This window comes from Actinomadura sp. NPDC049753 (genome assembly GCF_040674655.1).
Taxonomy (GTDB): Bacteria; Actinomycetota; Actinomycetes; order Streptosporangiales; family Streptosporangiaceae; genus Spirillospora; species Spirillospora verrucosospora.
In genome coordinates this window covers 1-26,289 of the sequence record NZ_JBFARL010000048.1, presented here as the reverse complement: position 1 = coordinate 26,289, position 26,289 = coordinate 1, and the positions used below count along the sequence as shown (strand labels likewise).

Genomic DNA, 26,289 nt, shown 5'->3' with positions numbered 1-26,289 from the left:
AGCGAGAGTGTTAGACGGGACGTTCGTGGACATAGCACCATTTCCAGGTCGATCCCGGCTCCACGGCGGCGGCGAGCGGATGGTCGGTCTCCTGGTAGTGCGCTCGCGCGTGCCGTCCGGGCGAGTCGTCGGAGCAGGCCACCCAGCCGCAGGTCAGGCACAGCCGCAGCGCCGTCCACCGGCCGCCCCGTGCCTCACACGCCGCGCAACCAAGTGATCGTGGCGTGACGGGGGTCAAGCCGTCCAGATGCTCACAACGCGGCGCCGAGCCGTTGGGGCTGTGCGGCACGCCCGAGGCCATGGCGCGGACCCTCATCTCGTGATCCATCGAACCTCCCCTTCCGGGTGTCGCGTTGCGGGTCAGTACTCCAGTTCCGGCCGCAGGGGACCGCCGACCGCGTGCAGGTGACGCAGTACCTCGGCGTAGGAACCGGTGAGGGTCGTCTCGCGGTAGGCGATGTCGTTGCGGGCGCAGAACTCGCGCACAAGGGCTTGGGCGCGGCGCAGGTTGGGGCGCGGCATGGAGGGGAAGAGGTGGTGTTCGATCTGGTAGTTCAGCCCGCCTAGCGCGAAGTCGGTGATCCGGCCGCCGCGGATGTTGCGCGCGGTCAGCACCTGCCGGCGCAGGAAGTCGGACCCGTGGTCCCTGCCGAAGATCGGCATGCCCTTGTGGTTGGGGGCGAACGAGCACCCCAGGTAGAGCCCGAAGAGTCCCTGCTGGAGCAGGAGGAAGCCGACGGCCTGGGCGGGAGCCAGGACCCAGAGCAGGATGGTGAGGTATCCGGCGGCATGGACGAGAAGCAGGCCGCCCTCGACCAGCCGCGTCGTTCCCGGGGTGTTCGCCCGGGAGGTCGCGCCATGCCCGAGCAGTGCCCGGGCGCTCGCCACGTGCAGGTGGAGTCCTTCCAGGAGCAGCATCGGGAAGAACAGCCAGGCCTGGCGGCGGGCCAGCCATACGCCGAAGGCGCCGCGGGCCTGGGCGTTGTCGCGGGTGAAGGCGATCGCGCCGGTGGCGATGTCGGGGTCGCGGTCGATCTGGTTGGGGTGGGCGTGGTGCCGGTTGTGCTTGGCGACCCACCAGCCGTAGCCGAGGCCGACCAGCAGGTTGCCGTGCAGCCGTCCAAGCAGGACGTTGACCCGCTTGGAACCGGAGATCTGCTGGTGGCCCGCGTCGTGGCCGAGGAACGCGGTCTGGGTGAACGCGGCCGCCAGGAACGCCGCCACCGCCAATTGCCACCAGGACGGGCCGACCAGCACGAAAGCGGTCCAGCCCGCGGCGAGGAACAGCAGGTTCGTCGCGGCCTTCACCCAGTAGTAGCCGGGCCGCCGGGCCAGTAGCCCGGCCCGTTTCACCTGCCGCGACAGCACCGCGTAGTCGCTGCCTCGGACGCTGCCTGGTCCGCGGGTCTGGTCCGGTGCGCCGCTTCGAGGGTCGCCTGCGGGGACGATCACGGTCATGGTCTTCGACTCCAGGTAGATGCCCTCCGGTGAGGGACGACCGGCTCGAACGCCGCCGGCGGGCTCGGGAGCGCGGAAGGCGCCTACTCCCAGTTGAGCCCGCTCTTGGGCCGGACCGAACCGGGCAATGCGGTCAGGGATCATCAGTTGCGGCGATAACCGTCGACCGGCGATGCACAGTTTCAGGCGCACGCCGCGATGTACGCTGCTGGAGGGTCCAGCTGTTCCGGCCCGGAAGGCGGGAGACGTGGAACTGCGCCAGCTCCGCTATTTCGTCTCCGTCTCCGAGGAGCTCAACTTCGGGCGCGCGGCGGCCCGCGAGCACATCGTGCAGTCGGCGTTGAGCCAGCAGGTACAGCGGCTGGAGCGGGAGCTCGGGGTGCGCCTGCTGGAGCGCACCACGCACTACGTCGCCCTGACCGTGGCGGGGGCGGCGTTCCTGGTCGAGGCGCGGCAGATCCTCGCCCACGTGGAGCGCGCCGCCCAGGTCGCCCGGACCGCGCAGGGCACCTCGCCGGCATTGCGGGTGGGCATCATCGACGCCAGCTACGACTCGATGCCGCAGATCCTGCACGAGGCCCAGGCACGCTACCCCGACCTGGTGATCCACCAGGTCGAGGCCGGTGTCCCCGAGCAGTACCAGCAGCTCGTCGACGGGCGCCTGGACGTGGGCATCGGCCGCGCCGCACAGGCACCCGGCGGGATCGCCTCGCACCTGTTCCGCCAGGACCGCCTCGGCGTCCTGGTCCCCCGCGGGCACCGGTTCGCCGACCTGGACGAGGTGCCCGTCGATGCCCTGGCCCGCGAGCCGCTGCTGCTGGCCGAGGAGATGAAGGCCCCGGAGTTCAACCAGTTCACCGTCGAGATGTGCCGCGCCGCCGGCTTCACCCCCACGGTGCACCAGGGCACCGTCGAAAGCATCCGCGCCGCGTCCACACTGGTCGCCCAGGGCCGCTGCCTGTACTGCGTGCCCTCCTCCTGCATCTCCGCCCTCCCGGGGACGATCTGGCGCCCGCTCACCGAACCGGTCTCGTTCTACCCCTGGTCGATCCTGTGGCGCGCCGCCGACGACTCCCCTCACGTCCGCGCCGTCGTCGCCTGCGCCCGCGGCATGTCCGAACGGCTCGGCTGGCTCGTCACCGCCGACCAACCGGCCGGCTGACCCGCCGGCCACCGATCCACCGGCCTCCACCCGACCCGCGCGGTGATCGGTCGTGGTGATCGGCTCAGACCGTATCGGCGGTATCCCCCGGCGGCCGGACGGGATTGTCTGTAATAGGGGTCTTCCACACGGCCCGTCCAGGCCCAGCCCCCACCGAGCGGAGTATTCGATGGGAATCCTGATCGCCGTTGTCATGATCATGGTGCTGGTGGCGCTGTTGCTGCTCGCGATGGCGGTGCGGATCGTCAAGCAGTACGAGCAGGGGGTGCTGTTCCGGCTCGGCCGGGTCCGCGGCGTTCGCGAGCCCGGCCTGCGGCTGATCATTCCGGTGGTGGACGTGATGCGGCGGGTGACCCTGCGGATCGTCACGATGCCGATCCAGTCGCAGGGCATCATCACCCGCGACAACGTCAGCGTGGACGTCTCGGCGGTGGCCTACTACCGGGTGGCCGACGCGGTGAAGTCGGTCGTGGCGATCGAGAACGTCCGCGCCGCGATCGACCAGATCGCCCAGACCACGCTGCGCAAGGTGGTCGGGCAGCACACCCTGGACCAGACGCTGTCGGAGACCGACCGCATCAACGCCGACATCCGCGAGATCCTCGACGTCACCACCATCGCCTGGGGCGTGGAGGTGAGCCTGGTCGAGCTGAAGGACATCCAGCTCCCCGAGACCATGAAACGCGCCATGGCCAAGCAGGCCGAGGCCGAGCGGGAGAAGCGCGCCAAGATCATCAGCGCGGAGGGCGAGTCGATGGCCGCCGCCGCCCTCGGCGACGCCTCGGACACGATGATGGCCCACCCCCTTGCGCTGCAACTGCGGAACCTGCAGAGCCTGGTCGAGATAGGCGTGGACAAGAACAGCACCGTGGTGTTCCCCGCCCCGCTGATGACCACCATCGCCGAACTCGGAGCCTTCCTCGCCCGCGAGAAGACCGCCGCCCTCCCCGCCGCCACGCCGAACGGCGCCCCGCAACCCGCCGCGACCACGGTCGTAGACCCGCCCGCTCCCCCTCCCACCACCTGAGAAGGCCCCCCATCGGGGACGCCGTCGCTCACGGTCGGGCGCCCGACCCTCAGCCACGCGGTCAGTCGACTCCATTCGCATCACGCTCGACGGATCATCTTCACTGAGCAGTGATCCGCCATGTCGGGGGACCAGCCGGATCTCTCCGGGGCCGCCCGTTGGAAGGCAACTCGGGCGGCCCCGGACGATCTCGATGAACGCAAGCACGCGCTCGAGCAGGAGATCTCCAGCGGCGACACCGAGCGGCTCCGGATCGGGCTGCGGCAGTACCACCGGATGCTGTACCAGATCCTCACCCTCTGAGCCGCCCCGCGGCTCGACCACGGGCCGGTACGCGGCGATGCCGCGTACCGGACCTTCTCGTACGGAGCGCACGGGCCGATTGGCGAACCGCGAACCGAGACGTGCAGCAGCGGAGATTCGCCGCAGCCCCTCATCCGCTTGCGAGTGCGCGCCGGCAGCCGGCGGCGGCCGCAGGCAGGTCGCACATCACCTGGCCGGCACTGGGCCGCAGAGCCGGATCCTTGGCCAGGCACGCGGCCGCCAGGGCGCGCAGTCGTCCCGTCAGCCGGCCCAGTTCGGGATCCTCGTCGAGGATCCGTCGCATTACGGCCGGGATCGTGTCATCGCCGAACGCGGGTGATCCGTTCGCCGCGAAGGCCATCGTGGTGGCCCAGGCGAACATGTCGGCCGCGGGCCCGGCACATTCGCCGAAGAACTGCTCGGGGGCCATGTAGGAGGGTGTGCCGATCACCTGGCTGGTGGCGCTCGTACTCGCCTCCAGCACCCGCGCGACCCCGAAGTCGATCACCCGGGGCCCGTCCGGGCCGATCAGCACGTTGGCGGGCTTGAAGTCGCGGTGCACGATGCCGGCATGATGAACGGCCGCCAGGGCGGTGGCCGTGCCCAGCGCCAGCCGGTCCAGGTCACCACCGCGGCGCGGTCCCTGCCGGCGGACCAGGTCCCGGAGCGAGGGCCCGGCGATGTACTCGCACACGATGAACGGTCGCTCACCATCGACCTCGGCGGCCAGCACGGCGGCGGTGCAAAAGCTCGCCACGCGCTGTGCCGCGGCCACCTCGCGGACGAACCTTGCCCGTGCACGCTCGTCATCCCCGCGGTGCATCACCTTGACGGCGACCGGCTCTCCCGCCGCCGGTCTCACCGAGATAGACCATCCCCTGGCCCCCCTCGCCCAACCGGCCGAGGATCCGGAAACCGGCAAGCCGTGATGGGTCGCCGGGTCGCAGCGGCTCCATGATGTCCCACTCTCGTCATGCCGGGCGTGCTATGTGCTCCGTGGGAGCACGGGAACGGCTCGGTGCGCCTATGACCGCGGTCCCGCGCATCTTTCAGGTCCTTGCGGGCTCCGGGCCGCCACGGTCCACCGCCGCCCCAGGGCCATTTCACCTGCGGCCTGCCCAGCTGTTCGAGCGGCGGAACGCCGGCCGTTCCGGCCGCCGCCGCCGTGTCCGGCGCGGCGTGTGGTGATGAAGGGTAGGCGAGCAGGAGGAGGGCCGATCCGGCGACGGCGGTGATCCAGGTGGACGATCACTCCGGCGACCAGGCCGAGGATGATCCAGGCGATGATGCCCATGACCGAGCTCCTAGACGAGCCTTGAATCGATGGCTGCCCGGCAACGGTCATCCGGACCGGCCAGGGCAGGGGCCCCGGCATATCTTCCGCAGGAGCGCGGAAAGGGGCCGCTCGTTCACCCCTAAGCCAATCCCGTTGGCGCCGGACGGGAAACAGTCAATCCACGACAAGTGTCATCACCGTGACCGATGACCGCATGGGCACCGGAAGTCAGGTGATCGGCCCCAGTGATGGCCTTTGCGCGAATCGCCCCTTTCCCATGCCCCTTTCCGCACCCCGATGCCGCGACGCCCCGGACGGGAGCCCAGCGCGCCCAGAGGGCGCCGACTGGGGCGACGCCCCCCTTTGTCCTCCTGTTGGCTCGCGGGCTCGATCGGGACCTCCAAACGCCCTGGTCACGCCCGGAAATCCGCCGATCCTGCGCCGCCAGGAGGTGCAGGTGGCACGGTGCCCTGCCGGGTCCGAGGAGGTCTGTCCGCTGGTGACGACCGCATGGTTCGGCGGCGCGGCGGCCGGACACCAGGGCACCCTGGATGGAGCCGGTGTCGCGGTCCCCGGGCGGCACCGTGGTCGCCGCAGACGTGGCGTCCTCCGCGTATCCGCACCGAGCGGCGCAGCCGCAGTGGCGGGAGCATCGCCGGAAGAGCGCCTTCGATCGGATACGTGGCGATCAGCAGCCACCCGGCGGTGTCACCGTAGATCTCCTCCAGCCGGCGGCGCACGCGCGACTCGTCGGCGTCAATCCCGAGCAGGGAGGTCGCGATGAGCGCGCGGCCATCGGCGGAGTAGTACTCGGGCGCCGCGTCGGTGAGGACCGGCATCCGCCCCATCCCGAAAGCAGGGACGCCGCGGCTGCGCTCGGCTTGCCGATGGCCTCAGCGTGGCCGTTCCGCCGTCCAGCGGCGGTGACGTACTGCGTGGAGTCTCCCGTCGGGCGGGGAGGTCGTGGCCCGTGGGGCCGGCGGCGCCTGGGGGGCGATGGCGTGGGCGAGCGCCGCGGCGCGGATGCCGTGGATGATCTCGTCCAGTGCGCCGATCGCCTGCCGCAGCGTCCTGCGTAGCCGCTCGGCCTCAGCGGGGGTCACCCGGCGGTGGGCCGGAGCCGCGGCGGCAGGTCGGCCGTCGCGCTGCCGCCGAGGGGGCTGGTCGTCACCGTCCTGTGGGCTGAGCCGGGCGAGGTCCTGGTGCAGGTCCATGCTGACGGTGAACGCCTGGCGGATCAGCCCGTCGGCCAGCACGGTGAAGTCGGGGGGCCCGCCGTCCGCGGGTAGATGGGGCCGTTGTTCCGGCATCGCAGACCACTTCCTCGATGGATTGAAGGACGACGACCCCGCGGTGTTGAGCTCGCCTCGCCCGCCGCGCGAGGCCAGAGCGGCGTGGATTTCCTCTCCGGCCGCATCAGCCGCCGGTATCCGGAGCGTGGAGAGAAGAGTCCGGGTGGACGTTGAGACCGCGGTCCAGGCCGGTGATGCGCAGCAGTTTGGCGACCTGCGGGCGGGGGCCGGACAGCCGCAGGGTGAGGCCGAGTCCGGTGGCCTGGCGCTGGATGCCGATCAGCATGGTCAGCCCCACCGCGTCGCAGAAGGTCACCCCACTCAGGTCAAGGATCAGCAGCCGGGCGCTCCGGGGCAGCGCGACGAGCAGATGCTCGCCCAGTGCGGGGGCGGACGCCATGTCGAGATCGCCCTGCAAGGCGAGAATGGCGACTCCCGATCGTCCGCGGGGAAACACAGTGGCCCTGGCGGCTCCATGGGAGCGGTTCACTGCTGCGAACCTGGTGTGGTCGGCGTATCGGTTGCTCAGGGCGGTGGGCCTGCTGCCGGTCATGGCGATCTCCGATCGCGAGGTGGTGGATCCGGCCGTGTGAACCGCGTCCGCTGATCAGCGCGACGTCGCCGGTTCACGCAGTCGTTCACCTTGCCGTGTCGAGGTGCTTCCGGGTGGTTCGGCGCCCCACCCGTCCCGCGGCTCGGCCGGAGCGGTCGGTGCGGCCGGCACGTCGCGGGCGGGCAGACTGCCGGCCGGATCGGCGGCCCTCTCCAGGGTCGCCTGAGCCGCCGCACTGCCGGTGGCGGCCGGGACGGTGAGCAGCTCGACGCGGCGGCCGTCGGCGTAGATCGCGGTGAGCAGCCCGGCGGGCAGGTTGTCGAACCAGCTCAGCATGACCTCGCGGGTGTCGTCGGGACCGTTGACGAGCAGGCGGCGCGGATGGCTGTCCCAGTCGGCCGCCCGCAGCAGAACGTGGCTGATCGGCCGGCGGTCGTCGGGTGGGCCGTAGGCCCTCAAGGCCAGCAGCAACCCGGGCAGTTCGGCGACCGGATCGGCCGAGCGGGGCCACCACGCACCGTCCAGAAGCGTGCGCCCCCGTTCTGAACGGTTTCGGCTGAGCGGGGCGGACGGCTGCAGGACGAGCCGGGGGGCCGAGGGCGACAGAGGGCCGACGATCGTTCCTGGTTCCGCGGTGGCACGCATGGAATTCCCCTTCCCCTTGAACCGCGAAGCGGTTCCGAGCAGTGAACGAGCCGGTGTGGCGGATCACCCTCTAGGGTGGGGATGTCGTCTTTGCCGGATACGTTCACTCTAGCTCCCAACCCTCGGCGCCTTAAAAACCTGGAGTAATATCCGCCCAAGTTTTCGACATTTCTCCCCTGTCTTTTGATTCCGAGGGTTTGACGGAGAGGGATTTCCAATCCCGAATTTCCGTCCTTCCGGAGGTGTCGAATCCGTGCCGCCAGGGGCGACCTGGGGGCTTCTTGGCGTCCCTGATCTGCAGTGATCAGTATTGGAGCGCGGCACGAAGGACGTCCCCTGGCCGCTCAGCGTGGCGAGAAATGCAGGCGTGAAGAGAGCTGCCGAGGCCCCGCCGGGCTCCGTCCGCCCAACCGGCTCCGTGGCCGCTGGGGTCAGCGGGAGCGCAGTCTGTCGAGGCGATGGGCCGGCACCCCGAGCGCCTGCAGAGCGTCGCGCAGTTCGTCGCGCTCCGCTGCGCTGACCGGCGCGTCCCTCATGTACAGGCCCATGATCAGCTCGCCGATCGCCTTCTCCCACCGCCCGCGGGCGGCCGAGTCGGCCACGCGCCGCAGCGTCGAGGCGGGAAGGCGATCCTGGAAACCCCCGGGCAGGCATCGCATGGCGTCGGCCAATTCCCGGTGCTGCGCGGCTGCCAGCGGTGGGGCGGATGCCAGTTGGGGCCGGGATGGTCTGGGGAGACCGAATAACCGCACCATCTGATCCATCGCGCCCACAGCGTGCCCTGCCTTTGCTGGCCCAGAGGGGGCGCCCGGCGTTCGTGCCCGTTGTTCTGGAGGTGTGGCCAGCTCATACCCCCGAACGCGCAGGCCCACTCATCGCGATGAGCCGGCGCAGGGCGGTCCGGCACTCCAATGACCTCGATCGCCGGCAGCACCCCCGGGCCAGGCCCGGTGGCGTAGGCTCCGTGGTACTGGAGGCACTTCATGCGCGGACCGCCATGTCGGCGCTGTCTCCGGCGATCACGACCCGGTCCCCCACAGACCGAGAACGAGGCCTTCGAGATGGCCCGCACAGTGCTCGATTCACAAACGCCGCAAGACAGCGGTCCCGGTCGGCCATGTGCCGCGGAGGAGATCCTCGCCTCCCGTGCCACGCGATTCGGTGTCATCCATCGCCCACCTCCCGGGGCGGTAGAGCGTTCCGTGATCGGAGATCACCAATGAGCGCCATGACCGCCGCGTCCACTGCCGATGATCTGACCACGGCACCCGCCACGGGACGGGTGCCCGCCCGCCGGCGTCCCGGCCACACCATCGTCGCACTGCACGGCGACCTCGTTGCCTCCGCGGCGCCGGCACTGCGCGAGCACTTGCTGCGCATGCTGCGTCCAAGCGGCAGGCTGCTGATACTCGACCTGGGAGAGGTGCCGTCCTGCGACGAGGCGGGGCTCGCCGTTCTGGTCGGCGTCCAGCGCCGCGCGGCAGGACTCGGAATCATCGTCCGCATCGGTGCCCCGAACCGGCAACTCACCGAACTCCTCCACCTCACAGGTCTGGACCGCGTGCTCGTGGCCCAGACGGCTCCGAAAGCCCAGGCCGCGGCCACGTCATGACCGCCGGGACTCCGGACGCCACGGGCACGGCGGCGGCCGCAGCGCACCGTGTCCGGCCACGCCGGTCGTACCGGACGGCGCGGGCCGTTCACTGATCGGGCGCCCACGTGATCCCCCGCCACGCGCTCCGCACCCAGGCGGCCCCGACGAGAAGCCACCGAACTCCGAAGCGGGCGAATGACGATGAAGGACGAATACCTCGCGCTGATGAAGGGCCTCGCCGCAGGCATGGCCATAGCGCTGACCGCCGTATGCGCGGTCATCGCCGTCGTCTCTCTGATCGTCTCCTGAACCGGCCGGCCGGAGGCGACCGCGCAGTGCACCCGAGACCCTCCGGGGACCGGGCCGGCCGCAGATCGGACCGCGCACCCGCGGGACCGAGGTGTTCCGGTGGCCGTGAGGGGGAGGGATCCTGATGTCCGACCAGGAGGAACAGATGAGCGGGCAGCCGCACGACCGGGTCGGCGCGGACGACGCGGGCCCGGTCGAGGCGATGGACTCGGCGATCGTGGCCGTCAGCGCGTCGGGCAGGATCACGGCCTGGAATCCCTCGGCCCGGAATCTGCTGGGTTACACCGCCGAGGAGGCGCTGGGACGACCGGTGGAGCGGTTCCTGCCCCGCGTCGCAGCGGGCGACGCCCCTCCGCTGCGAGACCACCGCGTCCTGCGGGCGCTGCGGGCCGGTGTCCCCGACAACGCCGACGGCGACTCGTTCACCCATCGTGACGGGCACCCGGTGATGCTGGCCTGGTCATCCGCTCCGATCCACGCCGACGAGCCGGGAACTGAGGGACGCGGAGCCGAAGCGGTGACCGGAGCGGTCATCGTGCTGCATGACGCGGCCGAGCGGCTCCGGATCGAGCGGGAGCAGCACAACCGGATGGAGCAGGCGCGGCGGGCGAACTCCCGGCTGGCGCTGGTCGCCGAGATCACCACCGTGCTGTCGTCCACCCTGGACGAGAACGAGGTGCTGCGGCGGCTGGTCCGGCTGGCGGTGCCCGCGCTCGGTGACTGGGCGGAGGTCGACCTTCTCGTCCCGGACGGACGCGTCGAGCGGGTGGCCGCGACCCACCGCGAGTTCTCCCCCGCCGACATCGCTCGCCTGGAAGGGCCGCTACCGCCGCTCCCCCGGTCCCCGCGCGGCCCCCTCGCGCGAGTGCTGCACGGCGGCACGACCATGGTCGTCGGCGGCGACGCCGCCCGGCCCTACTCCGACGAGCCGCTCACCGCCGCCCAGCACGAGCTCTTCCAGACCATGGACGCCCACAGCGTGATCATCACCCCGCTGGCCGCCCGGGGCGAGACCTATGGCGCGCTGACCCTGGGCTACTCCCGTCCCCGGCACGACTACGGTCCTGAGGACCGGCTCGTCGTGGAGGACATCGCGCGCCGCACCGGCCTCGTCCTGTCCAACGCCCGGCTCTTCGCCACCCAACGGAACACGGCGGAGGCCATGCAGCGCAGCCTGCTCACCCCTCTGCCCCAACCGGACGACCTGCAACTCCAGGCCCGATATCTGCCCGCCGCCCAGGCCAGCTGGGTCGGCGGCGACTGGTACGACGCCTTCCCCCTCGCCGACGGCGCCACCGGGCTGGTCATCGGCGACATCATGGGCCACGACCTGAACGCGGCGTCCCGCATGGCACAGGTCCGCAACATGCTCCGGGCCCTGGCCTGGGACCTCGCCGCACCCCCGAGCACCGTCCTGGAGCGCCTGGACGCGGTGATGGACGCCGTCAGCGACGCCGAACTCGCCACCGCCGTGTTCGCCCGCGTCGAGAAGACCGCCGCCGGACCCTGGCACCTGCGCTGGTGCAACGCGGGCCACCCCCCGCCGCTCCTGATCACCCATGACGGCGCCACGACGTTCCTCCAAGAGCACGGAATGCTGCTCGGCAACCCCGGCCTCACCGGTGGCCGACCCGACGGCACCCGCGAACTGCCCGCGCTGTCCACCCTGCTGCTCTACACCGACGGCCTCATCGAGACCCGCGGCACCGACCTGACCGACAGCCTCACCGGCCTTCGCCGCCACAGCGCCCACCTGGCCCGGCTCCCCGTGGCCGAACTGTGCGACCAGCTCCTGGAGCGCATGGAACTCAGCGGCGAGGACGACGTCGCCCTCCTCGCCCTCCGCATCCCCGCATGAAGGCACAGTGACTGCGCCCCTGCGATCGGGGCCGTCGCGCGCCTCCCCTCACAGGGGTTCGCTGATCCAGCGCCAACCGCCGTCGACACACCGTGCACTGATCAGCTGCGCGCTACCGGAGTCCGCGACCTCGGCGATCATCCTGACCAGCCGGCGGTGGAAGTCCGCGGGCGGACGTCCGCTTCCCGCCGCCCCCTCCAAGAGGGGAACGCTGACCTTCGCCTCGTCGCGCAACTGCACCGTCAACCGGCCGGTCTTGTCCTGACGCAGGACCACGATCGCATCTGCGCGAATCAGGTCTCCTTCGGCCGCCGAAATCCATACCTCTGGTGCGTTACCGCTCATGAGCCCCACCCTCCATGAGTCCGGGAGCCCGCCTCACCCCCGAACCTAGTACGGCCCCCGCCCCAGCCCCCTCGGCGCGCCGACGAAGAAGGCAAGGACCACCGGAACAAGGGACGCGCGATGGGCGGCCAGGACTTCGGCGACGGCTCCGGCCTCTTCCTCTTCGGCGGCGCGGCGGCGCGCCGATCACCTCACCAGCCCTCTTCCCTCTCCCGGGAGCAGAGACCCGGCCCTAGTCTCACCCACGCGACCCACCACCCCTCACCAGGGGAAACGCGAGCATGCCAGGCTTGTCCACCGCCGCGTCTGCCCCACTTCGCCCCCATGTCGGCTCGAGGGCGGCTCGCGGGCACGCCCCCGCCTGGTGTGGGTGGCGTGCGCGACCTCGTGCGTCACGACACGGAGTCCAGACCTTCTGCCCCTCCGCCAGCACGGCCATCACCGAAAGCTCGGCGTAGCAGGCAATCGCCGCTCCACCACGCAACCGACCTTGGGCATCAAAGATGTTGAGCTAGCGCTGATGGATTGAGCCGAATGTGGGCCAAACAGGGCCAATGTGACCACTCAGCGACTTGATGGAGCGCTCAAGGGGAGGGCGGTGCCGCTCTTCTTTGGAAGTAGGCGCGGGACGATCCTCCAAGCCCGCGCCCAGAGCCTCGCACAAGCGATCACGGCAAAGTACGGCCGGGCGGTCTCCCGGAGATGAAGGTCGTGAAGGAGCCGTGGCGCCTGCCGTTCGGCGTCCGTCCCGATCGTCGGCAAGGTGGTCAGGAGGAGATGGCGACCCGCGTGCGGTGGGTGCGTGGGTCGTTGATCGCGTTCAGGGTGTAGGCGGCGAGGTCGGTCCGGGTGGTGTGGTTGCCGACGCGGGTGGTTGCGCCGATGGAGACGCGGGGGTGACCGGTGGCGGGGCGGCCGGTCAGTCGGGTCGGGCGGACGGCGGTCCAGGTGAGGTCGCTGTCGGCGAGGAGTTGTTCCATACGGGTCATGTCGGTGTAGGTGTGCCGCATGAGCTGATGCAGGAGCCGGGCGGCCAGGCGGGTGCCGGGTCCGGCGTCGGCGGGGGTGCCGAGCCCTGCCGAGGAGATCACGATGAGCCGCCGACGGGGCTTCATGGCCGAGATGATCTCGGCGGTGCCGGCGGAGTAGACGGTGGTGGGACCGCGGCCGTTGGCGCCGAGCGCGGAGATCACCGCGTCGTGATCGTCCAGGAGTCCGTGGAGTGAGCCGGGCGTGTGGATGTCGGCGATGGCGGTGGTGAGTCGGGGACTCGTCGATGCGAGGGACTGGGGTCGGCGTGCGATCGCGGTGACGTGGTGCCCGTCGGCCAGGGCCCGCTGGATGATGAGCCGTCCTGTGCGGCCGGTCGCCCCGATGACGGCGATGGAGGTCATGGCGTTCTCCTGTGTGATCGGCGCCGTGTGATCAGCGCGTGGCGGGCTTGGTGGCGGGCTGGAACTTGAAGGAGACGGCCTCCATCAGCGGCTTGCGCTTGGTCTTCTGGACGGCGGCGATCCGCCAGCCGCTGGTGTCGCGGACGAGGGTGTAGGTGGCGACCTTGCCGAGCTTGTCAGGGGTCTTGCCGGCCGACTCGCCTCGGGTGACCACGATGGCGGTGTCGGTGCCGTAGAAGCGGATGTCGACGATCTCCATGTGCAGCCGGGTGCCTTTGAGGAAGCTGTCGAACAGTGCCTGGTGAGCCCGTCCGATCTCGTGGCCGCCGGTGTAGACGGTGCCGACGTAGGTGACGTCGGTGGCATCGGCGGTGAAGCAGGCTCCATAGGCGGTGCCGTCGCCGCGGTTCCAGGCGTCGCAAGCCCGGTCGAGCAGCGCGCGGATCTCGATGGTCGCGGTGGTGGAGTCCATGGCGTCAGGTCCCTTCGGTGGTGTGGTCGGTTGAGCGGTGTGGTCGGTCGGGTGGCGTGGTCGGTCACTTCTCGGCGGCGGGCTTGGTGCCGGCGTCGAACAGGAACGAGATGCGCTCCATGACTCGCTGCCGCTTGGTGTTGTGGAAGGCCGCGATGCGCCACTGCCCGTCGTCCTGGCGGATCAGCGTGTAGGTCTGGGTCTTGGACAGCTCACCGGGCTTCTTGGGCTTGCCCTCGTAGGTGTCGCCGCGGGTGGTGACGATCGCGACAGTGGGTCCGTAGAAGCGGATGCCGAGGTAGGAGTCGGCCAGCTTGGTGCCCTTGAGGAAGCCGCCGAACAGGGCACGGTGGCCTTCGGTGATGTCGCGGCGGCCCTGGTAGTGGCTGCCTACGAAGGTGGTGTAGGTGGCGTCCTGGGTGAACGCCTTGCCGTAGGCCTCGGCGTCGCTGCGGCCCCAGGCGTCGGTCATCGCGCTCAGCGTCGCGCAGACCTGCCGGTGGGCATCGGCGGTAGGGGCGCCGGTCGGGGCGACGGAGGTGCAGTCGGGGTTGCCGGTGTTGCGCACGTTCGAGGTGCTGTTGAGCCACAGGTAGGTGCCTCCCGCGGCCAGCCCAAGCGTCAGGGCCCCCACGCCCACGACCTGCTTGACCCGGCGCGCCCGAGGCCGCTTGGAGGCGTCGGTGACCTGCTCGGTGCCGGTGGTGGCGCTCATGGCGGTACCCTCTCATGATGACTTCTTAGGAGAAGTTTCTTTGTCGAAGATTTTTCTTCGTTGAGGAAGAGATTAGGGAGTGGAGGATCTCGTGTCAACACCGGGACCACGGCCGGGGGCGCAGTCGGAGGAGAGCCGGATCTACCGCCGCTACCTCAGCGCGGTGATGCTGCACGGGCACGCGGGCGCCAAGGTCTGCGACTTGGGGGCGAGCGACCTGTACGCGCTCAACGTCCTCGAGTTGTCTGGCGCCATGACCCCCGGGGAACTCGGCGCACGCACCGGGTTGACGACCGGGCCGACCACCCGGCTCATCGACCGCCTCGAGCAGGCCGGCTACGTCCGCCGCGTGCCCTCGCCCGGCGACCGACGCAAGGTCATCGTCGAACCGGTCGGCAGACCCGCCCGCCTCGACGAGGTCCTGGCCCCCGCCCGCCAGAAGATCGGCGAGATCATCGGCGGCTACTCACCCGAGGAGCGCGAAGTGCTGTTCGACTACTTCGCCCGCGCCGCCCGCGCCTACCAGGACGCCGCCGAAGAACTCAACGCGCCATCCTGAGCAGACCTGCCGAGGTCGGCTCATCAGCCGCCCCCTCCGAGACCCCGCCCAGAACCCCTCTCGGCCCATCGACACGGCCGGTGGGCCACTGCGACCTGCCGGGTTCACCGGGAACCCAAGATGTCGGGATTAGATCTTGGGTTCAAGGGATCTTGATCGTCTCGAAGGTGCGAGTGCGGGACCACGGATTCTCGACGGCTCAGCAGGAGGAGCCGTGGAGTCGTTGGCGCAGTGGTGAGTCGCTGGGCTGTATTGCCAGGGGCTTGGGAGCGCAGCTGCAACATGTGCGGCGGTTCCGAACCAGATCGGCACGCCTATGAATCCGTAGGTTGTGGGTTCGAGTCCCACGCGACCCACCACCCCTGACCAGGGAGGACAGCCGTCCTGGCGGACGTTGAGCGCGATCAGGTGGTAGACGGCGTAGAGGCGGTGCCCGCGGATGGCGTGCAGGAACGCGGCAGTCTGCTCGGGGGTCCACACCGCCACCGCCGGCCGCTCCCCGGTCCGTTCCCAGTGCTCGACTTGGGCGACGGTCCACACCACCTCCCGCGGCCGCCGCGCCGCCGGCATCGCCGGCAGCGCCGCCGGGTTCTCGCTGATGAGACCGTCCCGCAGCGCGGTGTTCAGTGCGCTGCGCAGTGTCGAGCGGATCCCGTTCAGCGTCGCCTGCCGAATCCGCCGCCGCTCGACCTGATGGTCGTGCACGATCGCGGCGAACATCTCCCGCCGGCCGGTGTTCACGTGGCGTGGCGGATGTGGCGGCGTCGTCGTGGGCGGGTCGGTCCGTTCGCTCAGTGGTTACAGGACGGCGATGAGCAGGCTCACGGCGGACTCCTGGCGGGCGATGTCGGCCTGGTCGAACGGGCCTGTCCAGCGCAGTCCGTACTGGTCGGCGTTGTTCCGGCCGTAGGTGAAGGCAGAGCGGGCCTGGGTCGTCAGGTAGTTCCGGTACGGGTGGCCGGGGAGCGCGCGGTCGAGTTCGGCGAGGTTCCGCGCGAAGATGCCCTTGAACGCCGCCTGGTCGGAGTTGCACGTGGCGGCGGCCTCGCAGGGTTCGGTGAGGATTCCGCGCGGTGACAGGCCCGGGTCGGTGGTCACGGCGTCGGCGATCCGCCGGGCGGTGGCGAGCAGGGACGGGTCGCCGGTGGCGCGGTGCAGCTCCGTCAGGCCGCCCAGGATCACACCCTGGTTGTACGTCCAGGTGGTGCCGCCGTTGTTGCCGCAGTTTCCGCTCTGCGTCGCCAGGCCGTCGTTGACCAGGTGGGATCCATTGATCATCCCGCTGCGGGCGAACCAGCGCCAGGCCTGGCGCGCGCGGGCGAGGTACTCGGTGTCGCCCGGGATCCGGTTGTGGAGGGAGGCGGCCAGCTTGAGGTAGAGCTCGTTGCTGATGGCGTTCTTGTAGGTCTTCCCGGGCAGGTCCCACCAGATGCCGCCGCCGCAGGTGTCGTCCCAGTACTGGCGCATGTACGCCTCGTCGGTCTCGGCGATCTTCAGGTACCTGGTGTCGCGGGTGAGGTCGTACATGCGGACCATCGCCAGCGCCCACCAGCCGGTGTCGTCGGTGGAGTCCGCGCGGAACTCGCCGTCGCCCTGCGGCCACCAGGGCAGCGGCTTGCGCTGGAGCTCGATGGTGTTCTTCACCTGGGGCAGGTAGCGGGTCGAGCGGGTCCGCGCCATGTAGTCGAGGAGCGCTTGGAGCGCGTTGCCCGACTGCCACCAGGGACTCTCGGGCTGCCAGCGTCCGCTCGCCTGGTCGTAGAACCCCATCATCGCGTCGACGGCCGATGTGGCACGGGCCCGCGCGGTCCTGTCCTCGCCCGCGTCCGCGCTTGCGGCTGACGTGCCCACGGCGAGCGCCAGCACGGCGCCCGTCACGAGGGAGACCAGACCCTTTCCCGTACGTCGCTTCAGTCCGGTCATCGCGCACCCTCCATGGCAACGAGGCGTCCCAGCCCATGGCCTCCGCCCGGGCGGGCAGTGCGCTGAATTGTGCCCCAGGCGAGACGAGACACGCAAGAGTCGTCAGAATCGTTCACATATGTGAGCGTTATTGCTTGAAATTGTCGGAGGTGTCGGTTGGTTCGCCGCGACCGCGGTCAGGTGGGAGCGCGTATCGGGTCGTGCGCTCACGAGAGCCGACGCGCAGGAGCGTGATGGAGAATGTCTGGTGGTGATCGGTCTTGCGCGAGTACGGTCGACGCATGCTCCGGGACCGACGCCATGAGCTGATCCTCCGCGTCCTGCGCTCCGAAGGGCCGGTGACAGCGGAGACGCTGGCCGAGCGCTTGGCGGCGAGCCTCGCCACCATACGCCGCGATCTGCAAAAGCTCGACGAGGAGGGCCTGCTCAAACGGGTGCACGGCGGCGCGATGCCGGTCGAGGGCCATGACGACCCCTTCACGGACGTCGCCGAGGTCCGGCCCGCCGAGAAGGATGCCGTCGCGCTGCGCTGCGCCGAGCTGATCCGGGACGGCGAGACCGTGCTGCTCGACATCGGCACGACCGCGCACATGGTGGCGCGGCACCTGCGGGGCCGGGCGCTGACGGTCGTCACCAGCAGCCTCCCGGTGGTCGAGACGCTGGCCGACGACCAGCACGTCCAACTCGTCGTTCTCGGCGGCATGCTGCGCCGTGACTACCGGTCGCTGGTGGGCTACCTGACGGAGGACAACCTGCGGCAGATCCACGCGGACCGGCTCGTCCTCGGCACCAGCGGGATACGGCCGACCGGAACCGTCATGGACACGACGGTGGTCGAGGTGCCGGTCAAACGAGCCATGATCGCGGCCAGCGACCAGGTGGTCCTCGTCGCCGACGTCGGCAAGTTCCCGGGCACCGGCATGGCGAAGGTCTGCGATGCCACCGACCTGGACATGGTCATCACGAACGCTCCGGTCGATCCGGACACGGGGGCGGCCCTCGCGGATGCCGGAGTGCAGGTGCTGGAGGTGTGAGGTGCTCGGCGTCCACTGAACCGCTGCGGCTGTTCAGACGTCCCTTTCTGGGAGTGCGCTTGCCGAAAACTCCATCCATGCCGGTCAGGCAGGGTCGCTGACGAGCAACCCACAAGATCGCCAACGGCCTGTGTCGCGCCCCCGACATTCAGACCCGGGTTTCTGAGCCGACTTCTTGACGCGGGACAGTCCAGCGCGTCCGGCAACGTGCACCCGCAGACCTCCGGAACGTCACTCCAGCCGGCCCGCGACCTCCAGCGGCTCGGACGAACGGAGGTAGCGAAGGTCCTCCATGACCAAGGCGGCATCGGTGGCGCCACCGCGGCGGAGGGCCAAGGCCAACGCGTCCAGGTCGGACCAACGGGATGGGCGGAGATGGACACAGCGGGTGCGGGATCGCGAAGGCGTCGGCGCCCGTCCACGCGCCCTCACGCAGGAGCGCACAGCAGCCGAGGTCGGGTGCGCCGTCGACGATCGGGGCGATGACCAGATCGGTGAGCGTCTCGCGCCACACCGGGTCGTCCCACACGGCCGCGAACACCGCGGCCGGGACGGGCAGCGACCGCACCATCCAGGACTCGACCCGGTCGTGCACCGCCCGGGCGTGCCCGCGGAGCCGGTCACAGAGGGCGGCGAGCCGTACCGCGGACGGATCCTTCCCGACCTTGGCGGGCACCCTGGCCAGCACGCGGCCCGCGGCCGTCCGGCAGGCGAGCACCGGCCGCCGCGTTCCCTCGACGGTGAGGTCGTGGCCCGTCGCGCTTCCGATCCATCCCATGGCACGCCATTCTTGATCAACCCCAGGACATTGGGCGGGCAACGGATGATTTGCCCGCTGTGACGGGGCAGCCGGTAGGTGCCGCTGGCCGAGGCCCGTTGGGCCGAGCAGGCGGGCGTCGAGCAAGCCCGCCATCGACGGCTCGCGGGCTTCCGCGTCCGCGCTGGGCGGTGCGTCGGTGGACCCGGTGATGCTTCGGGGCGCGGATCCGAGCTACTACACCCAGACGGTGCTCGGCTACTCGCCCGTCCAGGCCGGGCTTGGCCGGGCAGGCAAGACGACGGCGCTCGGACGCCCGATCGCGGAGCGAGCGGGCTGCCGACATCACCGACGGCGGTCACCGCCTGCTGCGCCGCCGAGACCGTCGAAACGCGGGCTGAATGCTCGCTTCGGAAGACTTCCGCGGGTCCGCGCCCCCTGCCATCGACCAGCCTGGTCAGCGCCTGTCATGCTCGTCGAAGAAGCTGCGCACAACCGCGTGTGGCCGCTCGCTCGCGACCCAGTAGACATGACGCTCGCCGTCGAACACCTGCAAGGTGCTTCGGGGAATCTCCCGGTCAAGAAGCCTGGCGTTCTCCACAACCGTCAGCTCGTCATCGCCACCGTGGAGGATCAGCGTCGGAGCCTCGATCTGGGCAGGGACCGGCCCGTCGTGACGTGCGACGGCGGCGAGATGGGCACCCATCGCGGCGGTGGAGGTCGGGGACGGGAGCACCGACGTCGCGGTGTCCCCATGCTCGGCCAGCCAGGCGTCGGTGTAGAAGAGCGTGGACAGCCGCGCGCCGTCTCCTGAGTTGAGGGCGTCCGTCGCGTGCTGCGGACGGGCGACGCCGGTTTCGTCACCGGCGGTGGTCGAGCCGAGCACCAGCGCCGCCACCCGGTCCGGGTAGAGAGCGCCGAGCCACTGCGCGATGCGCCCGCCCATCGAGTGCCCGTAGACCATCGCTCGCTGAATGCCCGCCGCATCGAGGACGGAGACGGCATCCCGGGCGAAGCCTGACATCGACCAGTCGTCCGGGAAGTGGTCGTCGCTTGCGCCCGTGCCGCGGTGATCCATGACGATGACGGGTCTGTCGCCGAAGTCGCCGTCCGCGGAGTCCCAGCCGTGGTGATCGAGCGCCAAGCCCTGGATGAGGAGCAGCGGCGTCATCCCGCGGTCGGTCTCGCCGGTCACGGCGTACCAGATCTTCTGTCCGTCATCGGTGTTCGCATAGCTCACACATCGATTCTGTCGGAGGGCACCGACATGCACAGGATGCGGCTACCGATGCGCCCACAGGTCGAGGTCGCCGCACCTGACCCCCTGATAGCCGTCCACGGGGCCACGCCGAGGAAGAGCACGCCGACGACGACGGGCGCCCCGGCATGAACGCCAGGGCAGGTCAGAGCTTGGTCGCCTCGACCTTCGACGTGGCGGCGAACGAGATGCTTCGCCATGCCAGAGACCGTGCTGCCGAGTTCGGCGAGCAGGTCGATCACGTCGCTGCCGGCTATCGCCGGACACCGGCGGCCGCGACGTTGAGATCGGCCTCTGCGGATCGCGGAGAGCTGCCGGCGAGGATCGGCCGGCGCTTTGCTGAATCGGTCCCCCCTCGCGCGATCCGGCGACCCCTCGGCGAAGTCCTCGCGGCGTGCTCGGCATGGGCTTCAGCGCGCTGTGGCGGACGCCAACGCACAGCGCCAGATCCAGGACACCTTTACCGGAGACCCCTTGCGTTAGCCATCACAACACACCGCCACACACCCAACTTCACATCATGCCCTGACCGCGCCGATAAGGTTCGTCGGCGTTGTCGTGCATCAGGTGCATGGTCGAGTGGTCGTCGTGGATGAGGGACGCCCAAACCGTGCAACTGCCCGACCGCTGCTGTCAGGGCGGCCGCCTGTGGTCGCTGAGCCGAGGTCAATGTGTCAGTTCGCGGGGCCTTTGTGGGGCTTCGTGAATCTCGCTGAAACCGCCTTCCGGACTCATCAGGATCCGGCCGGTCTCGCGGCCCTGCTCGGACTCCTTCTGGTCCCTGTAGACCAGCCCGAGGCAGATCCACCGGGTGACGGCGTAGGCGAGCGGCGGTCCGGCGAAGACGGCCAACCGGAAGAACCAGGTGACGTCGTACAAGGACAGGTGGAAGTTGTGCGCGATCTGGTCGTTGGCGGCCGCGGCCCACAGCAATCCATAGAAGGCGATGCCGGCCGCGCCCACTGCCGTACGGGTCGCCGCGTCACGGGGACGGTCCAGAACGTGGTGAATGCCGCGATCGCCGGTAAGCCGCCGTTCTATCCAGGGATAGACCGCCAGGACGGTGAAGAACGCCCCCGGCATGAGAAGCGCGGGCACCAGCACCGCGAGGGTGATCGGGTGGCCGGCCACGCTGGGTTCCCAGCCCGGCATGATCCGCACGGCTCCGTCCAGGAAGCCCATGTACCAGCCGGGCACCGCTCCGGCGGTGATGTCCCCCGGCCGGTACGGGCCGTACTGCCAGATCGGGTTGATCTGCGCGAACGTGCCGAGGAGCGCGAGAACCCCGGCAGTGGCCAGCAGAAGCGCCACGGCTGAGCCGCGCGACGCACGTCCCGAGAAGGCGCCGGGAAAACGGGTGTGGCCGTGCTCGCGAACGAGCCTGTGGCGGAGGACGAACAGGGCGGCCAGGGCCGCTGGAAGTACGAGGATGTGCAGCCAGTAGAGCCGGGTGATGATCTTTTCCCCCGGAAACTCATCGCCGAAGATCAAGAACGTCAGGCTGGTGCCGACCAGCGGAATCGCCTGGGTCACGCCTTGGAGGAGCCCGAGGCTGCCGCCGGACAACATGTCGTCCGGCAGAATTGTGCCGGTCCAGGCCGTCCCCATGCCCAGCAACAGCAGGGCCACCCAGACCAGCCAGTTGAGGCCGCGTGGGCGGCGGAACGCGCCGGTGAAGAACAGCCGCAGCAGCTGCAGGCTGATCGCGGCGACGAAGATCAGTGCCGCCCAGTGGTGAATCTGCCGCATGAGCAGTCCGCCGCGCACGTCGAGGCTGATGTCCAACGTCGACGCGTACGCCTCGCTGACCGGGATGCCGCGTAGCGGCCCGTACGAGCCGTTATAGGTGACCTGCGTCATGTCGGGGTCGAAGAAAACGGTCAGGAACGCGCCCGTGACGATGAGCACCAGGAACGAGTAAATGGCGAGCTGGGCGAACAAGAACGACCAATGATCGGTCCGTGTCTGCCGTGACCACCGACCCACCCAGCGGGCTTGTCCCTGCATTGGCTTCACTCCCGGAACTGGTTCTGGTACACATGCGACGCTCCGAGATCGGCAGATGTGACATCCCAGGGGAGAAAAGCCGTCAGGTGTGACGTAATCGACAGGAAGGCCCCCTGCGCATTCGCTGTCGGCGGCCTCCGGTCGCCCCGAACGACCGCCGCCGCACTGCGCTGGAGGTAGGCCGACGGCGCCCGGGCGGCGGGCGGAGTGGCCTGCATCGTTGCGGTCATTGTGGATCTCCTGGGCTGAGGCTGGCGCCAAAGCCCGGCTGACCTGGTGTCTTGCTCGATGTGTCGCCCATGACCGACACCGCCGCCGGCCTTCTCGGCGACCGGATCTTGATTCGCGACCGGGACGGCAAGGACGCCTAGATCGGGATGGCAGCGGCCGCTCGTACGGTCACTGGGCGGCGACGGTCTCGGTGTGCTCTGCCTCGTCCGGTGCGGCCGCGGGGGCGGCGTTCTTCGGGCCACGGACGGCGATGTACACGAGCAGCAGGCCCATAAGGGCGACGCCTGCCCACATGGACTGCTGCCATCCGTCGACGTAGGACTGCTTTGCGGCGTCGACCAGGGTCTGAGCCTGCGAGCCTGCGCTGTTCGAGGCCTGGAGTGCGTTGGCGATGCCCTCGCGTGCGGTGCCGGCGGTCCCCTGCGGGATGCCGTCCAGCCGGTCGTCGATGGCGTTGCGGTAGCCGGCTGTCAGGATCGCGCCGAGCATGGCGACGCCGAGTGCGGTGCCGAATTCCCGGGTGACGTCGTTGAGGGCGGAGGCGACGCCTTGTTTCTCTTGTGGCAGGGAACGGGTGATGGCCTCGGTGGAGGGCACCATGGACAGGGCCATGCCGACGCCCATGACAACGATGCCGGGCAGGACCGACAGGTAGCCGCCGTCGATGGAGACGAACAGGGCCAGGAGCGCCAGACCGACGCCGGTCAAAGCGATTCCCGAGCTCATGGTCAGGCGGGGGCCGAACCGCGCGGCCAGCCTGGGGGCCAGGCCGGAGGTCGCCATCATCGCAACCGCCATGGGCATCAGCGCCGCCGCGGACAGCAGCGACGACCAGCCGAGCACGGCCTGGAAGAACGGGAAGAGGACCACGAAGATCCCTGACTGGACACCGAAGACCACCAGCAGCGTGATCGAGCCGCCGGCCAGGCCGCGCTCGACGAACAGGCGCACGTCCAGCAGCGAGGCGTCCCGGCGGCGCAGTTCCCAGGAGACGAACCCGGCCGTGGCGATGAGGCCGGCGGCGAGGCCGATCAGCGTCGCGGGTGCGGTCCAGCCGCGACGGGGTCCCTCTTGCAGGACGAAGGTGAGGGTGGCCACGGCGACGATGGAGACCAGTGCGCCGACGGTGTCGAAGGCGTGAGCGGAGCGCTCGTGGGAGTTGGGAACCGACTTCGACGTCATGGCCAGGGCCATGACGATCAGGGCCACGGGCAGGACGAACATCCAGCGCCAGTCGGCGACGTCGACCAGAAGAGCGGACAGGAACATGCCCAGGATGCCGCCTCCTCCGGCGACGCCGGTCCACACGCCGATCGCCTTCCCGCGCTGCTCCTCGGGGAAGGTGGACGTGATGACGGCCAGGGTGATGGGCATGATCGTCGCTGCGCCGACACCGCCGGCCACGCGCGCGGCGATCATGAATTCGGCGGTGGGGGCCAGGCCCGCCGCGATGCTCGCGACCCCGAAGACGGCCAGCCCGGCGATCAGCGTGGGCCTGCGGCCCAGGCGGTCACCGATCGCGCCGAGCGGCAGCAGCAGTGCGGCCAGGGTGAGGGTGTAGACGTTGATGATCCACAGGACCGTGTCCTGCGAGGTGTCGAAGTCGACGGCCATCTCCGTCTGGGCGACGGTCAGCCCGGACACGGACGCGATGACGGCCATCAGCGCCATCGAGACGGCTATCAGGACCACGCGCAATTGACGCGCGTCCGGCACGTCCCCGCCACCGTCGGCGAACGCGACCCGTGAAGGTTTCATACTCATGGAGTCCTTTCAAGATGGGCATGCGGCATCAGCGTCGATGCGGCATCGGCCGGTCTGTCGCCGGCTGAAGGGGATGTGGAAGTCGACCACCGTGCAGGGTGGACCCCTCGGATCGCCGTCGCCTGCGATGGATTCGATGACCGGGCCTGCCGGGTCACCTGATCGGCACGGCCTCGGCCGAGGGATGGTGTCTCAGTGAGGTGCCCGCTACTGCTCCGCGACCGTGCTCATCGCAGGGTGAGTGAGGTCTCGGTCTCGACATGGGTCAGCTTGTCGGGGTTGCGGACGTAGTAGAGACCGGTGATGCGGGCGTCCTCGACGCGCACCGCCAAGACGCCGTCAAACTCACCGTCCACGCGCAGAATCAGAGCCGGGTTGCCGTTGACCACGGTCGGCCCGACAGTGAGAGCGGCATCGGTCTTGGCCAGGCCGCCAATGATGAAACGGGCCACCTTCTCGGCGCCGATGATCGGATAAGGCGCGGCCTGCTTTACGCCACCGCCGTCGCTGATGACCACGACCTGGGGGGCGAGCACGTCGAACAACGCCTGCAGGTCCCGAGTGACCAACGCCCGCCGGAAAGCCTCCACGGCCGCCCGGGCCTGGCTCGGCGACACCGTTTCCCGGGGGCGGCGAGCGTCGACGTGCCTGCGGGCGCGGTGGGCGATCTGGCGGACGGCCTCGGAGGTCTTCCCGACGGCGGCCGCGATCTCGCCATAGCCGAGCCCGAAGGCCTCGCGCAGCACGAACACGGCCCGTTCGGTCGGTGACAACGTCTCCAGAACGAGCATCAGCGCCATCGACACGCTCTCGGCGAGCTCGATGTTCTCGGCCACGTCCGGCGTGGTGAGCAGCGGTTCGGGCAGCCAGGGACCGACGTAGGCCTCCCTGCGGCGTCTCATGCTGCGCAATCGGTTGATCGATTGGCGGGTCGTGATCTGGACCAGGTAGGCGCGCTGATCGCGCACCTGCCCCACGTCGACCTTGACCCATCGCAGCCAGGTCTCCTGCAGGACGTCCTCCGCGTCGGCCGCCGATCCGAGCATCTCGTAGGCGACGGTGAACAGCATTTTCCGGTGGGCGAGGAACGCCTCGGTCGCCGGGTCGGTGGCGTGCTCGCCCACATCTCGAGCCTTCTCCTTCTCCGGCGGCCCTGGCTGCCGGCGGCCCTCACGCGGTGCGTCCACGACACGGTCCTCTTTCGGAGATAGCCATCGGGCGCGGCCCAACGGGTTAGTGCAGTCGACATCAAGACACCGGTGCAGTCCCGTGACATCGAGCCGCCTACGGCTCGATGTCACAGCCGCCGACGGCGGCGGACTCGGTGGCGTTCATTACCGACCGGCGCAAGGCGGACGAATGCCTCTACGGGACGGGACCTTGGTCCGGGGTTTCGGGGGACCGATGACCGGCGACCCGGGCGGGCCGCCGGTGATCGACTGAGTGTCGCGGCACGCAGGCCGCTCATCGAGGAGACGCTCATGCGCACGCAATCCCCCCGCCGAAGACTGGGTTTCTGGATGGCCTCCGCCCTCGTCGTCGGCAACATGATCGGATCGGGTGTCTTCCTGCTGCCGAGTTCGCTGGCCGAGTACGGCCCCATCAGCCTGATCGCCTGGGTGTTCACCAGCGCGGGCGCCGTGCTGCTGGCGCTGGTGTTCGCCCGCCTGGCCCGCGCCTACCCGCGGACGGGCGGGCCCTACGCCTACGCGCGGCAGGCGTTCGGCGACTTCGTCGGTTTCCAGACGGCCTGGGGCTACTGGATCGCGGTCTGGGCGGGGAACGCGGCGATCGCGGTGGCGTTCGTCGGCTACCTGGCCCACTTCTGGCACGCGCTGGCCACCGACCGGCTCCTGGCGGCCGCGGTGGGGATCGCGGTGATCTGGCTGCTGACCGGCGTCAACGCTTACGGCGTCCGGCAGGGCGGCGCGGTCCAGGTCGTGACGACCGTGGTGAAGCTGGTGCCGCTGCTGCTGATCGCGGTCGGCGGGCTGTTCTTCATCAAGTCCGCCAACTTCGGGCCGTTCAACGCCAGCGGCGAGGGCGCGTTCTCGGCGGTCACCGCCGCCGCGGCGCTGACGCTGTGGTCGTTCATCGGCCTGGAGTCGGCCACCGTTCCGGCCGAGGACGTGGAGAACCCGGAGAAGACCATTCCGAGGGCCACCATCGCCGGCACGGCCGTCACCGCGCTGATCTACATCCTCGGCACCGTCGCCGTGCTCGGCCTGGTACCGGCCGCCGCGCTGGCCGGCTCGACGGCGCCGTTCGCGGACGCCGCGGACGCGGCGTGGGGGGGGGGGGGCCCCCACCACCGCGCGGCGGGCGCCCAGATAAACGCGGAAGGGGGCGATAG

Annotated in this window: 28 protein-coding genes; 8 read left to right on the top strand and 20 right to left on the bottom strand. The window is 69.9% G+C overall.

Features of this window, described 5'->3' with window-relative positions; translation table 11 throughout:
- Positions 1–10 precede the first annotated feature (10 nt).
- Entirely contained in the window at positions 11–328 is a 318-nt protein-coding gene (locus tag AB0K37_RS15465; protein WP_363980575.1) for a UBP-type zinc finger domain-containing protein, read from the bottom strand.
- 32 nt (positions 329–360) lie between these two features.
- Positions 361–1,458 carry an acyl-CoA desaturase gene (locus AB0K37_RS15460; RefSeq protein ID WP_363980572.1) on the bottom strand — a complete coding sequence of 366 codons (1,098 nt, stop codon included), beginning with the start codon at positions 1,456–1,458 and terminating at the stop codon, positions 361–363.
- A 247-nt stretch (positions 1,459–1,705) separates the two neighbouring features.
- Between AB0K37_RS15460 and AB0K37_RS15455 the strand changes: the two genes are divergently transcribed.
- The 3 genes from AB0K37_RS15455 to AB0K37_RS15445 all read left to right on the top strand — a co-directional run bounded on the left by AB0K37_RS15455 (position 1,706) and on the right by AB0K37_RS15445 (position 3,950).
- Positions 1,706–2,620: a LysR substrate-binding domain-containing protein gene (locus tag AB0K37_RS15455; RefSeq protein WP_363980569.1), complete on the top strand. Its 915-nt coding sequence runs from the start codon at positions 1,706–1,708 to the stop codon at positions 2,618–2,620.
- Between the two features lie 169 nt (positions 2,621–2,789).
- The gene (locus AB0K37_RS15450) at positions 2,790–3,647 is read left to right on the top strand and encodes a slipin family protein (RefSeq protein ID WP_363980566.1); all 858 of its coding nucleotides are present in this window, start codon (positions 2,790–2,792) and stop codon (positions 3,645–3,647) included.
- A 120-nt stretch (positions 3,648–3,767) separates the two neighbouring features.
- A complete protein-coding gene (locus AB0K37_RS15445) occupies positions 3,768–3,950 on the top strand; it encodes a hypothetical protein (protein ID WP_363980563.1) in 183 nt (60 codons plus the stop codon).
- A 130-nt stretch (positions 3,951–4,080) separates the two neighbouring features.
- Here the strand turns inward: AB0K37_RS15445 and AB0K37_RS15440 are convergent, their stop codons facing one another.
- From AB0K37_RS15440 to AB0K37_RS15420, 5 genes are all read right to left on the bottom strand, one after another.
- Complete coding sequence (locus AB0K37_RS15440) at positions 4,081–4,773, bottom strand: serine/threonine-protein kinase (RefSeq protein ID WP_363980623.1); 693 nt, start codon at positions 4,771–4,773, stop codon at positions 4,081–4,083.
- A gap of 1,346 nt (positions 4,774–6,119) precedes the next feature.
- Positions 6,120–6,536: a hypothetical protein gene (locus AB0K37_RS15435; protein ID WP_363980561.1), complete on the bottom strand. Its 417-nt coding sequence runs from the start codon at positions 6,534–6,536 to the stop codon at positions 6,120–6,122.
- A gap of 106 nt (positions 6,537–6,642) precedes the next feature.
- Complete coding sequence (locus tag AB0K37_RS15430; protein ID WP_363980558.1) at positions 6,643–7,071, bottom strand: STAS domain-containing protein; 429 nt, start codon at positions 7,069–7,071, stop codon at positions 6,643–6,645.
- Positions 7,072–7,125: 54 nt separating this feature from the next.
- Positions 7,126–7,716, bottom strand: coding sequence for a DUF5994 family protein (locus AB0K37_RS15425; RefSeq protein WP_363980555.1), 591 nt, complete (start codon positions 7,714–7,716; stop codon positions 7,126–7,128).
- A gap of 431 nt (positions 7,717–8,147) precedes the next feature.
- Complete coding sequence (locus AB0K37_RS15420; protein WP_363980552.1) at positions 8,148–8,318, bottom strand: hypothetical protein; 171 nt, start codon at positions 8,316–8,318, stop codon at positions 8,148–8,150.
- Between the two features lie 617 nt (positions 8,319–8,935).
- Between AB0K37_RS15420 and AB0K37_RS15415 the strand changes: the two genes are divergently transcribed.
- Together AB0K37_RS15415 and AB0K37_RS15410 are read left to right on the top strand one after the other, a co-directional pair.
- A complete protein-coding gene (locus tag AB0K37_RS15415; protein ID WP_363980549.1) occupies positions 8,936–9,328 on the top strand; it encodes an STAS domain-containing protein in 393 nt (130 codons plus the stop codon).
- A gap of 415 nt (positions 9,329–9,743) precedes the next feature.
- Complete coding sequence (locus tag AB0K37_RS15410; protein ID WP_363980546.1) at positions 9,744–11,477, top strand: SpoIIE family protein phosphatase; 1,734 nt, start codon at positions 9,744–9,746, stop codon at positions 11,475–11,477.
- A 48-nt stretch (positions 11,478–11,525) separates the two neighbouring features.
- Here AB0K37_RS15410 and AB0K37_RS15405 read toward each other — a convergent pair whose 3' ends face one another.
- The 4 genes from AB0K37_RS15405 to AB0K37_RS15390 all read right to left on the bottom strand — a co-directional run bounded on the left by AB0K37_RS15405 (position 11,526) and on the right by AB0K37_RS15390 (position 14,403).
- Complete coding sequence (locus AB0K37_RS15405; RefSeq protein WP_363980544.1) at positions 11,526–11,822, bottom strand: hypothetical protein; 297 nt, start codon at positions 11,820–11,822, stop codon at positions 11,526–11,528.
- Between the two features lie 767 nt (positions 11,823–12,589).
- Positions 12,590–13,216: an NAD(P)H-binding protein gene (locus AB0K37_RS15400; protein WP_363980541.1), complete on the bottom strand. Its 627-nt coding sequence runs from the start codon at positions 13,214–13,216 to the stop codon at positions 12,590–12,592.
- 31 nt (positions 13,217–13,247) lie between these two features.
- Positions 13,248–13,688 (bottom strand): SgcJ/EcaC family oxidoreductase, encoded by a 441-nt coding sequence (locus AB0K37_RS15395; protein ID WP_173392544.1) that lies wholly within the window; start codon positions 13,686–13,688, stop codon positions 13,248–13,250.
- Positions 13,689–13,752: 64 nt separating this feature from the next.
- On the bottom strand, positions 13,753–14,403 hold the full coding sequence (locus AB0K37_RS15390; RefSeq protein ID WP_173392545.1) for an SgcJ/EcaC family oxidoreductase: 651 nt from the start codon (positions 14,401–14,403) through the stop codon (positions 13,753–13,755).
- A gap of 91 nt (positions 14,404–14,494) precedes the next feature.
- Here AB0K37_RS15390 and AB0K37_RS15385 point away from each other — a divergent pair, with 91 nt between their 5' ends.
- Positions 14,495–14,962, top strand: coding sequence for a MarR family transcriptional regulator (locus AB0K37_RS15385; RefSeq protein WP_363980537.1), 468 nt, complete (start codon positions 14,495–14,497; stop codon positions 14,960–14,962).
- Between the two features lie 129 nt (positions 14,963–15,091).
- On the opposite strand, the gene AB0K37_RS15380 is transcribed toward AB0K37_RS15385, so the two are convergent.
- Both AB0K37_RS15380 and AB0K37_RS15375 read right to left on the bottom strand, forming a co-directional pair.
- On the bottom strand, positions 15,092–15,703 hold the full coding sequence (locus AB0K37_RS15380; protein ID WP_363980534.1) for a hypothetical protein: 612 nt from the start codon (positions 15,701–15,703) through the stop codon (positions 15,092–15,094).
- A gap of 57 nt (positions 15,704–15,760) precedes the next feature.
- Positions 15,761–16,885 (bottom strand): glycoside hydrolase family 76 protein, encoded by a 1,125-nt coding sequence (locus tag AB0K37_RS15375; RefSeq protein ID WP_363980532.1) that lies wholly within the window; start codon positions 16,883–16,885, stop codon positions 15,761–15,763.
- Positions 16,886–17,166: 281 nt separating this feature from the next.
- Between AB0K37_RS15375 and AB0K37_RS15370 the strand changes: the two genes are divergently transcribed.
- Positions 17,167–17,919: a DeoR/GlpR family DNA-binding transcription regulator gene (locus AB0K37_RS15370; RefSeq protein ID WP_363980529.1), complete on the top strand. Its 753-nt coding sequence runs from the start codon at positions 17,167–17,169 to the stop codon at positions 17,917–17,919.
- Between the two features lie 148 nt (positions 17,920–18,067).
- Here the strand turns inward: AB0K37_RS15370 and AB0K37_RS15365 are convergent, their stop codons facing one another.
- The 7 genes from AB0K37_RS15365 to AB0K37_RS15335 form a co-directional block, all read right to left on the bottom strand.
- Positions 18,068–18,697, bottom strand: coding sequence for a DUF4132 domain-containing protein (locus AB0K37_RS15365; RefSeq protein ID WP_363980526.1), 630 nt, complete (start codon positions 18,695–18,697; stop codon positions 18,068–18,070).
- A 436-nt stretch (positions 18,698–19,133) separates the two neighbouring features.
- Entirely contained in the window at positions 19,134–19,916 is a 783-nt protein-coding gene (locus tag AB0K37_RS15360) for an alpha/beta hydrolase (protein WP_363980523.1), read from the bottom strand.
- Complete coding sequence (locus AB0K37_RS15355) at positions 19,913–20,176, bottom strand: hypothetical protein (protein WP_363980520.1); 264 nt, start codon at positions 20,174–20,176, stop codon at positions 19,913–19,915. The genes AB0K37_RS15360 and AB0K37_RS15355 overlap by 4 nt, the downstream gene beginning before the upstream one ends.
- A gap of 424 nt (positions 20,177–20,600) precedes the next feature.
- Positions 20,601–21,875 (bottom strand): cytochrome b N-terminal domain-containing protein, encoded by a 1,275-nt coding sequence (locus AB0K37_RS15350; protein ID WP_363980518.1) that lies wholly within the window; start codon positions 21,873–21,875, stop codon positions 20,601–20,603.
- Positions 21,876–21,946: 71 nt separating this feature from the next.
- A complete protein-coding gene (locus AB0K37_RS15345) occupies positions 21,947–22,171 on the bottom strand; it encodes a hypothetical protein (RefSeq protein ID WP_363980515.1) in 225 nt (74 codons plus the stop codon).
- 169 nt (positions 22,172–22,340) lie between these two features.
- Complete coding sequence (locus tag AB0K37_RS15340) at positions 22,341–23,930, bottom strand: MFS transporter (RefSeq protein WP_363980512.1); 1,590 nt, start codon at positions 23,928–23,930, stop codon at positions 22,341–22,343.
- Positions 23,931–24,163: 233 nt separating this feature from the next.
- Positions 24,164–25,060 carry an RNA polymerase sigma-70 factor gene (locus tag AB0K37_RS15335; RefSeq protein WP_363980509.1) on the bottom strand — a complete coding sequence of 299 codons (897 nt, stop codon included), beginning with the start codon at positions 25,058–25,060 and terminating at the stop codon, positions 24,164–24,166.
- A 357-nt stretch (positions 25,061–25,417) separates the two neighbouring features.
- Here AB0K37_RS15335 and AB0K37_RS15330 point away from each other — a divergent pair.
- The coding region (locus tag AB0K37_RS15330; RefSeq protein ID WP_363980506.1) for an amino acid permease at positions 25,418–26,289 on the top strand (872 nt) is incomplete at its 3' end.

What these genes read in the sequence shown, in the direction of transcription:
- AB0K37_RS15450 (WP_363980566.1), top strand. Translation starts at nt 2,790, where the DNA reads ATGGGAATCCTGATCGCCGTTGTCATGATCATGGTGCTGGTGGCGCTG.
- AB0K37_RS15390 (WP_173392545.1), bottom strand. Translation starts at nt 14,403, where the DNA reads ATGAGCGCCACCACCGGCACCGAGCAGGTCACCGACGCCTCCAAGCGG.
- AB0K37_RS15365 (WP_363980526.1), bottom strand. Translation starts at nt 18,697, where the DNA reads ATGGGATGGATCGGAAGCGCGACGGGCCACGACCTCACCGTCGAGGGA.
- AB0K37_RS15345 (WP_363980515.1), bottom strand. Translation starts at nt 22,171, where the DNA reads ATGACCGCAACGATGCAGGCCACTCCGCCCGCCGCCCGGGCGCCGTCG.
- AB0K37_RS15370 (WP_363980529.1), top strand. Translation starts at nt 17,167, where the DNA reads ATGCTCCGGGACCGACGCCATGAGCTGATCCTCCGCGTCCTGCGCTCC.
- AB0K37_RS15460 (WP_363980572.1), bottom strand. Translation starts at nt 1,458, where the DNA reads ATGACCGTGATCGTCCCCGCAGGCGACCCTCGAAGCGGCGCACCGGAC.
- AB0K37_RS15435 (WP_363980561.1), bottom strand. Translation starts at nt 6,536, where the DNA reads ATGCCGGAACAACGGCCCCATCTACCCGCGGACGGCGGGCCCCCCGAC.
- AB0K37_RS15400 (WP_363980541.1), bottom strand. Translation starts at nt 13,216, where the DNA reads ATGACCTCCATCGCCGTCATCGGGGCGACCGGCCGCACAGGACGGCTC.
- AB0K37_RS15415 (WP_363980549.1), top strand. Translation starts at nt 8,936, where the DNA reads ATGAGCGCCATGACCGCCGCGTCCACTGCCGATGATCTGACCACGGCA.
- AB0K37_RS15465 (WP_363980575.1), bottom strand. Translation starts at nt 328, where the DNA reads ATGGATCACGAGATGAGGGTCCGCGCCATGGCCTCGGGCGTGCCGCAC.
- AB0K37_RS15445 (WP_363980563.1), top strand. Translation starts at nt 3,768, where the DNA reads ATGTCGGGGGACCAGCCGGATCTCTCCGGGGCCGCCCGTTGGAAGGCA.
- AB0K37_RS15405 (WP_363980544.1), bottom strand. Translation starts at nt 11,822, where the DNA reads ATGAGCGGTAACGCACCAGAGGTATGGATTTCGGCGGCCGAAGGAGAC.
- AB0K37_RS15425 (WP_363980555.1), bottom strand. Translation starts at nt 7,716, where the DNA reads ATGCGTGCCACCGCGGAACCAGGAACGATCGTCGGCCCTCTGTCGCCC.
- AB0K37_RS15375 (WP_363980532.1), bottom strand. Translation starts at nt 16,885, where the DNA reads ATGACCGGACTGAAGCGACGTACGGGAAAGGGTCTGGTCTCCCTCGTG.
- AB0K37_RS15395 (WP_173392544.1), bottom strand. Translation starts at nt 13,688, where the DNA reads ATGGACTCCACCACCGCGACCATCGAGATCCGCGCGCTGCTCGACCGG.
- AB0K37_RS15430 (WP_363980558.1), bottom strand. Translation starts at nt 7,071, where the DNA reads ATGACCGGCAGCAGGCCCACCGCCCTGAGCAACCGATACGCCGACCAC.
- AB0K37_RS15340 (WP_363980512.1), bottom strand. Translation starts at nt 23,930, where the DNA reads ATGAAACCTTCACGGGTCGCGTTCGCCGACGGTGGCGGGGACGTGCCG.
- AB0K37_RS15440 (WP_363980623.1), bottom strand. Translation starts at nt 4,773, where the DNA reads ATGCACCGCGGGGATGACGAGCGTGCACGGGCAAGGTTCGTCCGCGAG.
- AB0K37_RS15410 (WP_363980546.1), top strand. Translation starts at nt 9,744, where the DNA reads ATGTCCGACCAGGAGGAACAGATGAGCGGGCAGCCGCACGACCGGGTC.